The 13,951-nt window shown below is 66.1% G+C and carries 14 protein-coding genes; 10 read left to right on the top strand and 4 right to left on the bottom strand.

Annotated features, from left to right (window positions below; translation table 11 throughout):
• Positions 1–55: 55 nt before the first annotated feature.
• The gene (locus AvAM_RS16950; protein ID WP_137748154.1) at positions 56–463 is read right to left on the bottom strand and encodes a rhodanese-like domain-containing protein; all 408 of its coding nucleotides are present in this window, start codon (positions 461–463) and stop codon (positions 56–58) included.
• A gap of 88 nt (positions 464–551) precedes the next feature.
• On the opposite strand from AvAM_RS16950, the gene gpmA reads away from it, so the two are divergent.
• The 4 genes from gpmA to AvAM_RS16930 all read left to right on the top strand — a co-directional run bounded on the left by gpmA (position 552) and on the right by AvAM_RS16930 (position 4,229).
• Positions 552–1,295: a 2,3-diphosphoglycerate-dependent phosphoglycerate mutase gene (gene gpmA, locus AvAM_RS16945; RefSeq protein WP_137748153.1), complete on the top strand. Its 744-nt coding sequence runs from the start codon at positions 552–554 to the stop codon at positions 1,293–1,295.
• Positions 1,296–1,417: 122 nt separating this feature from the next.
• On the top strand, positions 1,418–2,854 hold the full coding sequence (locus AvAM_RS16940; protein ID WP_137748152.1) for a S41 family peptidase: 1,437 nt from the start codon (positions 1,418–1,420) through the stop codon (positions 2,852–2,854).
• A gap of 89 nt (positions 2,855–2,943) precedes the next feature.
• Positions 2,944–3,693 carry a HesA/MoeB/ThiF family protein gene (locus AvAM_RS16935; RefSeq protein ID WP_137748151.1) on the top strand — a complete coding sequence of 250 codons (750 nt, stop codon included), beginning with the start codon at positions 2,944–2,946 and terminating at the stop codon, positions 3,691–3,693.
• Between the two features lie 113 nt (positions 3,694–3,806).
• Entirely contained in the window at positions 3,807–4,229 is a 423-nt protein-coding gene (locus AvAM_RS16930; protein WP_137748150.1) for a response regulator, read from the top strand.
• A 129-nt stretch (positions 4,230–4,358) separates the two neighbouring features.
• On the opposite strand, the gene AvAM_RS16925 is transcribed toward AvAM_RS16930, so the two are convergent.
• Entirely contained in the window at positions 4,359–4,991 is a 633-nt protein-coding gene (locus AvAM_RS16925; protein ID WP_137748149.1) for a response regulator transcription factor, read from the bottom strand.
• Positions 4,992–5,120: 129 nt separating this feature from the next.
• Between AvAM_RS16925 and AvAM_RS16920 the strand changes: the two genes are divergently transcribed.
• The 6 genes from AvAM_RS16920 (at position 5,121) to AvAM_RS16895 (ending at position 10,317) form a co-directional block, all read left to right on the top strand.
• Positions 5,121–6,524, top strand: coding sequence for a CHASE3 domain-containing protein (locus AvAM_RS16920; protein ID WP_137748148.1), 1,404 nt, complete (start codon positions 5,121–5,123; stop codon positions 6,522–6,524).
• Positions 6,525–6,773: 249 nt separating this feature from the next.
• Positions 6,774–6,938, top strand: a complete 165-nt coding sequence (locus AvAM_RS16915; protein ID WP_082836264.1) for a DUF1328 domain-containing protein — start codon at positions 6,774–6,776, stop codon at positions 6,936–6,938.
• Between the two features lie 74 nt (positions 6,939–7,012).
• A complete protein-coding gene (locus AvAM_RS16910; RefSeq protein WP_137748147.1) occupies positions 7,013–7,414 on the top strand; it encodes a hypothetical protein in 402 nt (133 codons plus the stop codon).
• A gap of 139 nt (positions 7,415–7,553) precedes the next feature.
• Positions 7,554–7,871: a BON domain-containing protein gene (locus AvAM_RS16905; RefSeq protein ID WP_137748146.1), complete on the top strand. Its 318-nt coding sequence runs from the start codon at positions 7,554–7,556 to the stop codon at positions 7,869–7,871.
• A 183-nt stretch (positions 7,872–8,054) separates the two neighbouring features.
• Entirely contained in the window at positions 8,055–9,245 is a 1,191-nt protein-coding gene (locus AvAM_RS16900) for a putative zinc-binding metallopeptidase (protein ID WP_137748145.1), read from the top strand.
• Between the two features lie 103 nt (positions 9,246–9,348).
• Positions 9,349–10,317 carry an alpha-E domain-containing protein gene (locus tag AvAM_RS16895; RefSeq protein ID WP_137748144.1) on the top strand — a complete coding sequence of 323 codons (969 nt, stop codon included), beginning with the start codon at positions 9,349–9,351 and terminating at the stop codon, positions 10,315–10,317.
• Here AvAM_RS16895 and AvAM_RS16890 read toward each other — a convergent pair.
• Together AvAM_RS16890 and AvAM_RS16885 are read right to left on the bottom strand one after the other, a co-directional pair.
• A complete protein-coding gene (locus tag AvAM_RS16890; protein ID WP_137748143.1) occupies positions 10,283–11,215 on the bottom strand; it encodes a transglutaminase family protein in 933 nt (310 codons plus the stop codon). The two genes, AvAM_RS16895 and AvAM_RS16890, sit on opposite strands and share 35 nt — an antisense overlap.
• A gap of 2 nt (positions 11,216–11,217) precedes the next feature.
• On the bottom strand, positions 11,218–13,875 hold the full coding sequence (locus tag AvAM_RS16885) for a circularly permuted type 2 ATP-grasp protein (RefSeq protein ID WP_137748142.1): 2,658 nt from the start codon (positions 13,873–13,875) through the stop codon (positions 11,218–11,220).
• Positions 13,876–13,951: the final 76 nt, after the last annotated feature.

Raw genomic sequence — 13,951 nt, 5'->3', positions numbered from 1 at the left:
TGTGGGGCTGAAAACCAGCGGTAAGCGTAGCGCTGACCGAATAACTGGGGGCGGATCAGGCTTTTTCCACAGGCAGGCTGGCTTCGCGCCAGGCCTTCAGGCCACCGGCCATGGCCTGGGCGTTGTCGTAGCCCAGCTTCTTGGCAATCGCCACGGCGCGGTTGGCGCGGGCGCCGCTGGCACAGATCAGCACCAGGGGCAGGGCCTTGTTCTTGACCACGGTGGGCAGGCGCTCTTCGAGCTGGCCCAGGGGGACGTTCTTGGCGCCGCCCACGTGGCCTGCGGCGAACTCTTCGGTCTCGCAGACGTCGATGACCACGGCTTTTTCACGGTTGATGAGCTGCACGGCGCGTGCGGGCGTCAGCGAGCCGCCACTGGCGTTCTTGAGGACCGGCCACAGCAGCATGCCGCCCGAAGCCAGTGCAACAAAGATCAGATACCAGTTGTCGATAATGAATTTCACGAAGTTTCCTTGGGTTGGCGAACGGCGTAATTCTAGAATGCTGGGTTTTGGCCCGCTTTCTTTTAGACCCGTCTTTCCTGGGGAAACCATGTACAAGCTCGTTTTGATCCGCCACGGCGAATCCACCTGGAACCTTGAAAACCGCTTTACCGGCTGGACCGATGTGGATCTGACGCCCACCGGTGTGTCCCAGGCCATGTCGGCCGGCAAGCTGCTCAAGGCCGAGGGCTACGAGTTCGATCTGGCCTTCACCAGCGTGCTCAAGCGCGCCATCCACACCCTGTGGTACACGCTCGACGAGATGGACAGCACCTGGCTGCCCGTGGTCAAGGACTGGCGCCTGAACGAGCGCCACTACGGCGCCCTGCAGGGCCTGAACAAGGCCGACATGGCCAAGCAGTACGGCGACGAGCAGGTGCTGGTCTGGCGCCGCAGCTACGACACGCCCCCGCCCGCGCTGGAAGCCACCGACCCCCGCAGCGAGCGCGGCGACCGCCGCTACGCCGGTGTGGCCGCCGAGAACGTGCCCCTGACCGAATGCCTCAAAGACACCGTGGCCCGCGTGCTGCCGTTCTGGAATGAGGCCATGGCGCCCGCCATCCGTTCGGGCAAACGCGTGGTGGTGGCTGCACACGGCAATTCCATCCGCGCGCTGGTGAAGTACCTGGACAACATTTCCGAGTCCGACATCGTGGGCCTGAACATTCCCAACGGGATTCCACTGGTATACGAGCTGGACGCCGACCTCAAGCCCATCCGTCACTACTATCTGGGTGATGCCGAGGCGGCTGCGAAGGCTGCCGCAGCCGTCGCATCCCAGGGCAAGGCGTAAACCGTTGGTAAAGGCGGGGAAAAACCCCGCTGATCGCCGCCAAAGTGAGCATCCATGCGGAACTGCGGCGGGTTTGGCCCTTCCAAGGTGTATATTGGTTTTGAAGCGGTAAAAGGTGTTGTATGGGCCAAAAACTCAAGATTGCAGGATGGGTATCGGTAGGCGTGGTGGCCGGTGCACTCACCACGGTATCGCTGCAGACCGTGGCGCGTGGCGCCATGACGCCGCTGCCGCTGGAGGAAATCCAGCAGCTGTCCGCCGTGTTTGGCCTTGTCAAGACCGACTACGTGGAGCCGGTGGACGACAAAAAGCTCATCACCGATGCCATCTCGGGCATGGTGTCCAGCCTGGATCCACACTCGCAGTATTTCGACAAGAAGTCCTTCAAGGAATTCCGCGAGGGCACCTCGGGCCGTTTTGTGGGCGTGGGCATCGAGATCACGCAGGAAGACGGCCTGATCAAGGTGGTTTCACCCATTGAAGGCTCTCCCGCCTTCCGTGCGGGCCTCAAGACCAACGACCTGATTACCAAGATCGACGAAACCGCCGTCAAGGGCCTGGCGCTCAATGACGCCGTCAAGCGCATGCGCGGCGAGCCCAATACCAAGGTCACGCTCACCATCTTCCGCAAGGATGAAGGCCGCACCTTCCCCGTCACCATCACACGCGAAGAAATCAAGACCCAGTCCGTCAAGGGCAAGGTGATGGAGCCCGGCTATGCCTGGATCCGCCTCTCGCAGTTCCAGGAGCGCACGGTAGACGACTTCGTGCGCAAGGTCGAAGAGGTCTACAAGCAGGAGCCCAACCTCAAGGGCCTGGTGCTGGACCTGCGCAACGACCCGGGCGGCCTGCTGGATGCGGCCGTGGCGATCTCGGCGGCGTTCTTGCCCGAAAACGTGACGGTGGTCTCCACCAACGGCCAGCTGGCCGACAGCAAGGCCACCTACAAGGCCTCGCCCGACTACTACCAGCGCCGGGGCGGCGGTGACCCGCTCAAGCGCCTGCCCGCTGCGCTCAAGTCCGTACCGCTGGTGGTGCTGGTGAACGAAGGCTCGGCCTCGGCCAGCGAGATCGTGGCCGGTGCGCTGCAAGACCACAAGCGCGCCACCGTGATGGGCAGCCAGACCTTTGGCAAGGGCTCGGTGCAGACGGTGCGCCCCCTGGGGCCGGACACCGGCATCAAGCTGACCACAGCGCGCTACTACACCCCGAGCGGCAAGTCGATCCAGGCCAAGGGCATCGTGCCCGACGTGATGATCGACGAGTCGGAAGAAGGCAACCTGTTTGCCGCCCTGCGCATGCGCGAGGCCGACCTGGACAAGCACCTGGGCAGTGGCCAGGGTGAAGAGAAGAAGGACGAAGCCCGCGAGAAAGCACGCGAGGAAGCTCGCAAGCGCATGGAAGAAGAGGCCAAGAAGCCTGCTGCCGACCGCAAGATTCCTGAGTTCGGAACCGACAAGGACTTCCAATTGGTGCAGGCGCTCAACCAGCTCAAGGGCCGCCCGGTGCTGGTCAGCAAGACCCTGGCGGAACGCAAGGAAGAAAAGAAAGAGAATTGAGCCCTTCGCGCTCTGTTCCCCAGGCTGGATTTCGCGAGGAATCCAGCCTTTTTTGTGCCTGCTTCTCTGATTTTTCTTGCCCGATTCCCATGACCGACGACCAGCTTCTGCGCTATTCCCGCCACATCCTGCTTGATGAAATGGGCATTGAGGGGCAGGAGCGGGTGCTGGCGGCACATGCCCTCATCATCGGTGCGGGCGGGCTGGGCTCTCCGGCTGCGCTCTACCTGGCATCGGCCGGTGTGGGGCGCATCACGCTGGTAGATGACGACGTGGTGGACCTCACCAACCTGCAGCGCCAGATTGCGCACACCACAGCGCGGGTGGGGCGCCCCAAGGTGGATTCGGCTGCCGAGGCCATCGCGGCCATCAACCCCGAGGTGCATGTGACCCGGCTGCAGACCCGAGTGGATGCGGCGGCCCTGGAGGGCTTGGTGCAAGAGGCCACGGTGGTGCTTGACTGCTGCGACAACTACACCACGCGCCATGCGGTCAACGCCGCCTGCGTGCGCCACGGCAAGCCCTTGGTGGCGGGCGCGGTGATCCAGTTCGATGGCCAGATCACGGTGGTGGATCCCCGCGACGAACAGTCGCCCTGTTATGCCTGCATCTTTGCGCCTGACGCAGATTTTGAAGAGGCGCGCTGCTCGACCATGGGGGTGTTTGCGCCCCTGGTGGGAGTGGTGGGGGCCATGCAGGCCGCCGAGGCGCTCAAGCTGCTCGCGGGCATCGGGCCCTCGCTGGCGGGGCGGTTGCTGATGCTGGATGGCCGCTCGATGGAGTGGAACACCATGCGTGTGCAGCGCGCACCGCATTGCCCGGTGTGTGGGGAGCGGTAGGACTGCTCCTACATCCCCAGCCTGTGGCCGCTGGCAGAATCCGGAAGCTCCAACACATACATTGGAGGTAAGAGCAGCGTGCCCCTGCGCTGATCGCCAAAGTGGACCCGTCTGTGAAGCTGCGCACTTACATTGTTGAAGACAACGCAACCATCCGTGAGAACCTGATCGGGACTCTGGAAGAGCTGGCGTCTGTGGAAGCCGTGGGCGTGGCAGAGACCGAGGACGAGGGCACGCAGTGGCTCTCTACCCACAGCGAGCAGTGGGACCTGGCCATCGTCGATCTGTTCCTGCGCCAGGGCAGTGGGCTTGGGGTGCTGGCTGCCTGCCGCACGCGCCGCCCGGGCCAGAAGATGGTGGTTTTGAGCAACTACGCCACGCCGGATGTGCGCATGCGCTGTGCGCAGCTCGGGGTGGACGCGGTGTTCGACAAATCCAATGAAATTGATGCGCTGGTGGATTACTGCATGCTGCACAGCAGCCATCCAGGCAGCACGGATGCCAGCGGTTCGCTGGGCCCGTCTTCGGGCGCCTGATGCGCGCTCGCCGGGTCCATGGGCACCTGTCGAGCACCTCCTATTTCATCCCGCATCCAGTCCTGGCACATGCCACAGAAGGCATTGCCTGGCCCCACCACTGCGGACGCGGGCCAGGGCTTCCCCATGTCAGTCAATCAGGCGGTTCTTGAGTGCGTAGTAGGTCAGGTCGCTGTTGGACGACAGGCCCATTTTTTCCATCAACCGCGTGCGGTAGGTGCTCACGGTCTTCACGCTCAGCGACAGGGCCTTGGCGATGTCGCCCGCCGTCTCGCCCTTGGCCAGCTTGAGGAACACCTGGAACTCGCGTTCCGACAGCTGTTCATGGGGCGGTGCATCGTCCTTGCGGTTGAGCTGCTGCGCCAGCAGCTCGGCCACCGTGGGGGTCAGGTAGCGGCGGCCCAGCGCGATGGTGCGGATGGCTTCGACGATTTCTGCAGGCTCGCATTCCTTGTTCAGATAACCGCTGGCGCCCTGGCGGATCAGGTTGATTGCATAGTGCTCTTCGGGGTAGCCGCTCAGGATCAGGATGCCCATGTCGGGGGCCTTGGCACGCAGCATGGCCAGGGCATCCAGCCCGCTCTGGCCGGGCATCGACAGGTCCATCAGCAGCACATCGATTTCCTTGTTGCGCACCAGGTCGATGGCTTCGCGGCCGTTGGCAGCTTCGCCTTCTACCCGCAGGTCCACATGTTCCGACAGAAACTGCCGCAGCCCGGAGCGAACAATTGCATGGTCATCCACAATGCCGATCTTGATCATTGATGTTTCTTTCGTGGGGCAGCGGCAGCGCTGCCAGTGCGTGTGGGCATCCAGGGAGGGCGGCATCACGGTGCGTTGCCCAGGCCCCTGGCAAGTGATGGTCCATTATCCAGAATAAAGAACAAGCCTATGAATCTCCAAGAAAACTCCCGGCTTTGGCTGCCCAAGGTGCGCAAGATGGCGCTGAGCCTGCCCATGGCTTTGCTGGCGGCGATGGTGCTGGTGGGCATCAATGAAACGGGGCACATGCGGTCGCAGGATGCGCTGGAGCAAATGGACCAGAGCATGGCCACCCGGGGGGATGTGAACAAGCTGCTGCAGAGCATGCTGGATGCCGAGACCGGCCAGCGCGGCTACCTGCTCACCGGCAATGACACCTACCTGGAGCCTTATGACAAGGCCGTGGCCACCGTGCAGACCAACCTGGACCGGTTGCGCGGCCAGTTCATGGAGTCCCCGGACGACATGCAGGAGTTCGCGCTGCTGTCTCGGCAGATATCGCGCAAGCTGGCCGAGATGGAGCTGAGCCTGCGGCTGCGCCGCAAGGGCAATGAGGACGCCTGGAAATTCATCCTGAACACCGACGTGGGCAAGGAGCACATGGAGGCGATCCGCGCCCATGCCCAGGAGCTGATCAAGCGCAGCGATGCGCGCCTGTCGCAGGGCCAGCAGCAGATCGAGCAGTCGCTCACGCTGTCGCGCATCGGCATTGCGACTGTCACCGTGATTGGCCTGCTGGCCTTCTACATGTACCTGCGCCAGGCGCAGGCGGTGCAGACCGTGAACCTGCGGGAACAGGCGCTGCTGGAGCGGGAGCGGGACCGCCTGGAGGGCCTGGTGCGCGAGCGCACGGCCACGCTGTCGGAGCTGGCCAACCACCTGCAGCAGGTGCGCGAGGAAGAACGGGGGCACCTGGCGCGCGAGCTGCACGACGAACTGGGCGCCCTGCTGACGGCCGCCAAGCTCGATGTGGCGCGCCTCAAGTCCAAGATCAACGCCGCGGCGCCGGATGTGGCCGAACGTCTCAAGCACCTGACGGACACCCTCAACAGCGGCATCGCGCTCAAGCGCCGCATCATCGAAGACCTGCGCCCTTCGTCCCTCTCCAACCTGGGGCTCACTGCTGCGCTGGAGATCCTCACGCGTGAGTACGCCGAGCGTGCAGGCATCGAGGTGGAGACCAGCCTGGAGGCCGTGCAGCTGCCCGACGCCACCCAGCTCACCGTGTACCGCATGGTGCAAGAGGCCCTGACCAACATCGGCAAATATGCTCAGGCCAAGAAGGTGCTCGTGTCGGTGCACGCCCACCCCACCCACGTGGCAGTGCAGGTGCGCGACGACGGGGTAGGGTTTGACCCCGCCACCGTGCGGCCCACCTCGCACGGGCTGGCGGGCATGCGCCACCGGGTCGAGGCGGCAGGGGGGCGGCTGGCACTCACCTCGCGCCCCGGCCATGGCACCCTGCTGTCGGCCGTGCTCCCGCTGCAGCGTGCGCCTGTGGCGGTGCCAGCCGTTGCCGCCCTGGGCGGCTGAAGGCATCCACCCCATCCATCACCACCCACAGGGGCCGTGGAGTCCACGTCACCCCGCGGCTTTCTGCGTGCTGCGGGGCTCCGGGTGTGGCGCTCCGTCCTACACCGCCCCCGCAGCGGCGCCGACAGCAGCGCGCGCCGGGCACCGGCATCCGTGGTGCATCCCCTTGCCTACAGTGGAGTCCAGGCGCTGAAGTTCTCGCGCCACCCAATCGCCGGTGTTCCGGCCACCCACAAGGAGATGGAAAAAATGTTGCACTACGCAGTCGTCTTTCTGGTGATCGCCCTGGTCGCCGCGCTCTTTGGTTTTGGCGGTATTGCCGCTGGTGCCGTGGGCATCGCCAAGATTCTGTTCTTCGTGTTTGTGATCATGGCCGTGGTCACCTTTGTCTTGGGCCTGCTCAAGAAGGGGTAGTCCACCCCGCGCCCATCCCCTCTGGTCGCGGCAGCGGCCCGCACCCGAAACACATGACTCCAAGGAGCTTTTCAATGAGCCTTCAAACCGCCACCCACACCGCGACCGACAGCGCCCGAAACCTGGCCGACAACGTGCTGCAAAGCGCGCAGGAAGCCGTGCAGACCACCCGCGCGGTGGCCGACCACACGCTGGACCAGGCCGAAGACAAAGTGCGCGCGCTGCGCAAGCGGACCGACCCCGCCATCGACGACCTGGCGGCCCGCGCCCAGGCATTGGCTTCACGCAGCATCGACTACTGCGCAGACACCAGCGCCCGTGCACGCCGCCAGATCCAGCAGGCCGCCGACGCCACGGGGCGGTATGTGGCAGAGCAACCCGGCAAGTCGCTGGTGATTGCCGCCGCGTCGGGCGCTGCTGTGGCCACGCTGGCGCTGTGGTTGTCCCGCCGCCGCACGGCCCGCAGCACATACTGAACCCCGGGCAGGGCAGGAGACAACCGGCCCCGCCTTTAGCGCAGTCCACCGGTGACGGAGGGTGTCACTGGCCGGTAGACTGGACATGTTCTTGCCCCCGCGTTCCCCACCATTCTTTTCATAGACAAAGGAAAACACCATGAAATACGCACGTGCCCTTGCTTTCGCCGCAGTCGCCGGCATCACCATCGTCACCGCTACCGGCTGCTCGGTGGCCCGCGAGCAACAGACCGTGGGTTCCTACGTGGACGACGCGGGCATCACCACCGCCATCAAGGCCAAGATGGCCGAAGACAAGAGCGTGTCTGCCACCTCCATCAGTGTGGAGACGCTCAACGGCACGGTGCAGCTCTCGGGCTTTGCCAAGTCGCAGGCCGAAAAGAACCAGGCCGAGAACATTGCCCGCACCACCAAGCATGTGCGTGAAGTGCGCAACAGCATCGTTGTGCGCCCCTGATCCCGTGGCTTGAGCTGATGCGCTGGCAGGCTGTGGGCCTGCCGCGCAAGGGCGATTGCCACAAAGCAGGCACCAGGCATGTCCTGGTGCCTGCTTTTTTATTTCCATTTTCTGTGCAATGCGCAAGGCACGGGGTGTGCCCCGTGCCTTGCGCATTGCAGCGCCCCCGATAAGCTCCACACCATGCGTGTATTCAATTGCGACCACTGTGGTCACCTGGTGTTTTTTGACAGTGTTCAGTGCCTGCACTGCGGCAATGCACTGGCTTTTCTGCCCGACGCCCTGGCCATGGCCGCCATGGCGCCTGCGTCGCCACCGCCACCGCCACCGCCACCGCCACCGCCAACGGATAGCGGGCTGTGGCGCCGGGTGGGCACAGGCCATGGCGACACAGGTGCCGCGCTGTACCGCATGTGCCGCAACCACACCGATCACCAGGCCTGCAACTTTGCGGTGCCCGCCGATGACGCCGACCCGCTGTGTGTGTCGTGCCGCCAGACCCGGGTGATGCCCGATGTGACCGAGCCCGCCAACCTGGGCCGCTGGATGCAGATCGAGGCAGCCAAACGGCGTCTTTTCTATGGTCTGGCACGCCTGGGCCTGGAGCCTGCGCCCGGCCGCAGCGGGCCGGTGTTCGAGCTGATGGCCGAAGTGCCCGGGGGGCCGCCGGTGCTGACGGGCCACCACAACGGCACCATCACACTCAATGTGGCCGAGGCGGACGACGACGAGCGCGCCCGTCGTCGCATTGCACTGGGCGAGCCCTACCGCACGCTGATTGGCCACCTGCGCCACGAGTCCGGCCACTTCTACTGGGACCAGCTGGTGCGCGACGGCGGCCGCATCGACGATTTCCGCCGCGTGTTCGGCGACGAGCGCCAGGACTACGCAGCAGCACTCAAGGCCCACTACGCCAGGGGCAATGACCTGGGCGACTGGGCCGACCACCATGTGAGCGCCTATGCCTCGGCCCACCCGTGGGAGGACTGGGCCGAGACCTGGGCTCACTACCTGCACATGATCGACCTGCTGGAGACCTCGGCCAGCTACGCTACCGAGGTCACAGTCCCAGGCATCTACGGCGCGCAGCACAGCCGTGCCGTCGATCCCTTTGGCACCCCGGCGCCGGGCTTCGACGCCATGCTGCAGCACCTCGTACCCCTGACGCTGCTGCTCAACAGCCTCACGCGCAGCCTGGGCCAGCTGGACGCCTACCCCTTTGCGCTGGCCGAGCAGGCGCTTGCCAAGCTCCGCTTTGTGCACGACGTGGTGCGCGCTGCGGGCCAGCGCCCGGCCGCAGCCGTGGCAGCGCCAGCACCGCTGCCGCCTGCGCCTGTTGTTGTGAATGCTATTAAAAATATAGCTAAAAAGTGAATAGAGGCAGGCGGTAGCACCTGTTTTTGCTCGGTATTGGTAGCCGGGGCCTGGAACTTGCTTGGTATGGGCAGTGCCACGCCAACCCCGGGAGGACATGACCATGCTGAGCCGCACCGCCGACCACCTGTTCTGGATGGCCCGCTACACCGAGCGGGCCGAGAGCATTGCCCGCATGCTCGATGTGAACCACCAGGCCGCTCTGCTCCCCCAGCCCGCCGATGTGGCCACGCGGGGCTGGCAGGGCCTGCTGTCCATCAGCGAGCTGTTGCCCACCTACACCGCGCTGCATGGCGAGGTCACGCCCGCCAAGGTGCTGGACTTCATGGTCAAGGACCCGGCCAACCCCTCCTCCATCGTGGCTTGCCTGCAGGCGGCGCGCGAGAACGCACGCGCGGTGCGTGGTGCGCTCAACACCGAGGCCTGGGAGATCCAGAACCAGACCTGGCTGGAGGTGAACCGGCTGCTGGCCAGCGGCGCACTGGAGCGCGACCCGGCGCATTTCTTTGAATGGGTGAAGTTCCGCTCGCACCTGTCGCGGGGCGCCACGGTGGGCACGATGCTGCAGGACGAGGCGCTGCACTTCATGCGCCTGGGCACGTTTCTGGAGCGTGCCGACAACACCGCGCGCCTGCTGGATGTGAAATTCCATGCCGTGCAAAGCGATTTTTTGGGCGCGGCGGCCCTCGCACAGGACCAGAGCCGTGACCAGGACTATTACCACTGGAGCGCGGTGCTGCTGAGCGTCTCGGGCTTCGAGACCTACCGCAAGGCCTACAGCGACGTGATCACGCCCGAGCGTGTGGCCGAGCTGCTGATCCTGCGGGCCGACATGCCCCGTTCGCTGCACGCCTGCGTGCAGGCGGTGACGGGCCACCTCGACATGCTGGGCAGCGGCCCGTCGGGCGAGACCCAGCGGCAGGCCGGGCGCTTGCTCGCCCGCCTGAAGTTTGCGTGCATCGACGAAATCTTCACCAACGGCCTGCATGCCTACCTCATGCAGTTCCTGGAGCGGGTGAACGACCTGGGCGCGCGGATCAGCCGGGATTTTCTGGCGCCGTCGGCGGCCTGAAGCCGATGGGTTCCACCGTGACCGCCACCTGCAGCAGGTGGTGGTCGCCACCGTGGATCACGCCGCGCAGCGGCGAGACATCCGAGTAGTCGCGCCCGATGGCCAGGGTCACATAGTCCTCGCCTGCCGCACGGTCGTTGGTGGGGTCCAGGTCAAACCAGGCATCCCCTTCCAGCCCGTCGCCCCGTGGGGCGGCGCAGGGCGACCACACCGACACCCAGGCGTGCGAGGCATCGGCCCCCACCAGCCGGGGCTGCCCGGGCGGGGGCTCGGTCAGCAGGTAGCCGCTCACATACCGGGCTGCCAGGCCCAGGCTGCGCAGGCAGCCGATCATCACGTGGGCAAAGTCCTGGCACACACCCCGGCGCAGCCGCAGCGATTCGAGCGCGGGCGTGCCCGCGTCGGTGGCGTTGGAGGTGTAGGCAAAGTCGGCATGGATGCGTGCCATCAGGTCACGTGCTGCATCCATCAGCGGGCGCCCCGGCGCAAAGCTCTCGGCGGCATAGGCCACAAAGTTCGCGTGCCGGGGGATGTAGGGCGAGGCAAAACTGAACTCGGTGGCCGCGTGGTGGGGCTGGCCGCGCCGGTAGGCCAGGCGCTCGCGCACTGCCTCCCAGGGCTCGCCAGAGGGGACGGGCGGCGGCGGGCTTGTCTCCAGCAGGCTTTCGGCGCGCACGCGCAACTGCTCGTGGGTGAAAGGCAGGCTGAAGAACGCGCGGGTGTTGCCAAACACGTCCTGCATGGCCTCGCACTGTGCGGGGGCAGGGTCGATCTGCAGCGCATGGGTCAGCACCCGCTGCACCGGGCCGGTGCGCGGGCGCAGGTGGGCCATGTGCTGGGCGTTCTGCACGGCGGGCGTGTACTGGTACACCGTTTCGTGGATGACGCGCAGTTTCATGGTCAGGCCCCTACGCTGTGCCGCAGTGCGTCGGCAGAGTGGGTGAAATACCGCGTCGCCAGCACATCTGACAGGCCCATCACGCCCTGCACACAAGCTGCCAGGTACTGCTCCAGTGCGGCGTAGCGACCCTCGGCATCCTGCGTGCACAGTGCCGCCAGCGACAGTTCCGAGGCGTCGGGAATGCCCGTGGCGGCGGATTCCCCGGGCGTGCCTGCGGCCGCCTCGATCTTGGCGATGCGCCCGCGCAGCGTCTGGGCCACCCAGGCGAGGGACCGGGGGTTGTCCCGGTCGATCACCAGCAGGTCCAGCAGTGCGGGCATGTCGCGCCGCTGCTGGTACTGCGCATGGAAGGTGATGGTGCTGTCAAACAGCGCCACCATGGCTTCGAAGCCGCCCTCATCAAACACCGCCCCGGTCTGCAGGCCGCTGTCCAGCGCAGCCGCCAGAAAGCCCAGGCGCTCCAGGTGCCGCCCGATCGACAGCAGGCGCCAGCCGTCGTCGCGTGTCATGCGGTCGGTCTGCTGGCCCGTCATGGCGGCGGTGCGGCCGCTCAGGGTTTCGAGCTGGCGCAATGCCTCCAGCGGGGAGTGGTCGCCGTCGTCGGCACCGGGGGGACGCTGCGCAAAAAACTCGGCTTCGGTGCTCACGATCAGATTCCAGTGCTCCTGCGACAGGCGGTCGCGCACGGCCGAGGCGGCGCCCAGGATGCCACGCAGGTTGTAGCCCACGCTGGTGACCTGGGCGGGCTGGGTCAGCCCTGCAACGAGTGAACGCTCGAACACGCGCCGAGCCTGGGTGGCGGGCGGCACCGATGGCAGTACCAGGCCCTGGCCGACGGCCAGGGTGCTGAGCCAGGCCAGTAGAGGCTGTGAGGACTGGTCTTCGCCGTTCAGGCACTGCAGCGCAATGCGCGCCAGGCGCGTGACGTTCTCGGTGCGCTCGGTGTAGCGGCCCAGCCAGAACAGGTTTTCGGCCGCGCGGCTGGTCACCTGGCGGCTGCGGTGCACCACGGCCGGTGCACTCTGGTTGTGGGCCAGCAGCGTGGTGGTGTCCACCGGGTCATCGGTCTGCACCCACACATCGGCGCTGCTGCCACCGCGTTGCATCGAGGCAATCTCGCGCTCGTCGGTGGCGATGCGTGCCAGCCCGCCGGGCAGCACGCGCCACGAGCCCGGGCCGTCGCACACGGCAAACACGCGCAGCATCACCGAGCGCGGGGCGATGTGGCTGCCGCCATGGCTGCTACCGTCGCTGCCTTCGGTGCGCCAGGTGGGCACCTGCGACAGCGGCAGGTAGGCCTGCACGGTGTATTCATCGCCCTGGCCCTGGATGTGTTCCGTCCACCGGGCCAGGTCTTGGGGCGACAAGGTGCCGCCCAGCACCGGGGGCCGCTGCAGGCTGGGCCAGGTGGGCCGGATCACGCTGTGGGGCAGCTGGGGCAACACTGCCTGCTGGGCCGCCTGCTCGCCACACCACCAGGTGGGCAGCGAAGGCAGTGCCAGCTCCTCGCCCAGCAGGTGGCGCGACAGCGCAGGCATGAAGCCCAGCATGGCCGAGGATTCGAGGAACGCCGAACCCGGCGCATTGGCCACCAGCACGTTGCCCGCGCGGATGGCCTGCAACAGGCCGGGCACGCCCAGGCGCGAGTCGCTGCGCAGCTCCAGTGGGTCCAGAAACTCGTCGTCCAGGCGCTTCAGCATGCCGTGCACCGGCTGCAGGCCGTGCAGTGTCTTGAGGTACAGGCGCGCGTCGCGCACGGTGAGGTCGTTGCCCTCCACCAGCGTCAGACCCAGGTAGCGCGCCAGGTAGGCGTGCTCGAAGTAGGTCTCGTTGTACGGGCCGGGCGTGAGCAGCACGATGCGCGCATCCGCCCCCGCAGGGCTCATCCGCCGCAGCCCGTCGAGCAGTGCGCGGTAGGTGGCGGCCAAGCGCTGCACATGCATCTGGCTGAACGCCTCGGGGAACAGGCGCGAGATCAGCAGCCGGTTTTCCAGCAAATACCCCAGGCCCGACGGTGCCTGCGTGCGCTGCGTGACCACCCACCAGGCGCCCTGCGCATCGCGCGCCATGTCGAACGCTGCAATCGGCAGGTGCGTGCCGCCCACGGGCTTCACGCCGTGCATGGCGCGCAGATAGCCCGGGTGGCCCTGCACCAGCGCACTGGGCAGCAGACCTGTGCGCAGCAGCTCCTGCGGGCCATACACGTCGGCCATCACGCGGTCGAGCAGGCGCGCGCGCTGCAACACACCGCGCTCGATGTGCGCCCAGTCGCCCTGCGAGAGGATCAGCGGGAACAGGTCCACCGACCAGGGCCGCTGCGGGCCATTGCTGTCGGCGTACACGTTGTAGGTGATGCCGTTGTCGCGCACCTGGCGCTGCAGGCTGTGCATGCGCCGGTCCAGGTCCTGAAAGCCTTCGGGGCCCAAATGCTCAAAAAAATCGGCCCATGCGCGGGACAGGTCTGGGTTGTTTGCTATTGAAGAAGGAGTATTCGCGGCACCTGCCAGGTGGCTGGTGGGGGGCGTGGGCGCGCTGACACCGGCGCCCCGCAGCTCATCAAAATGCCCCGCCGCAGCGGCGGGCGCCAGCGCGGCAGCGAGTTGGGCCGCGCTTTCAGGGAGGTCGGTGGGCAAGAGGCGGTCGTTGGGGTTTGTCACTGCACTCGATTTTCGGGCATTTGGTCTCCGGCACTCTGCGGGTTACCCGCACCCGTCGAAACTGGCGGGGCCGATG

Origin of the sequence: Acidovorax sp. NB1, from assembly GCF_005405905.1 — a bacterium.
Classification (GTDB): Bacteria; Pseudomonadota; Gammaproteobacteria; order Burkholderiales; family Burkholderiaceae_C; genus Acidovorax.
Note: the sequence above shows the minus strand (reverse complement) of the source record. Positions and strands in the feature narration are given on the sequence as shown.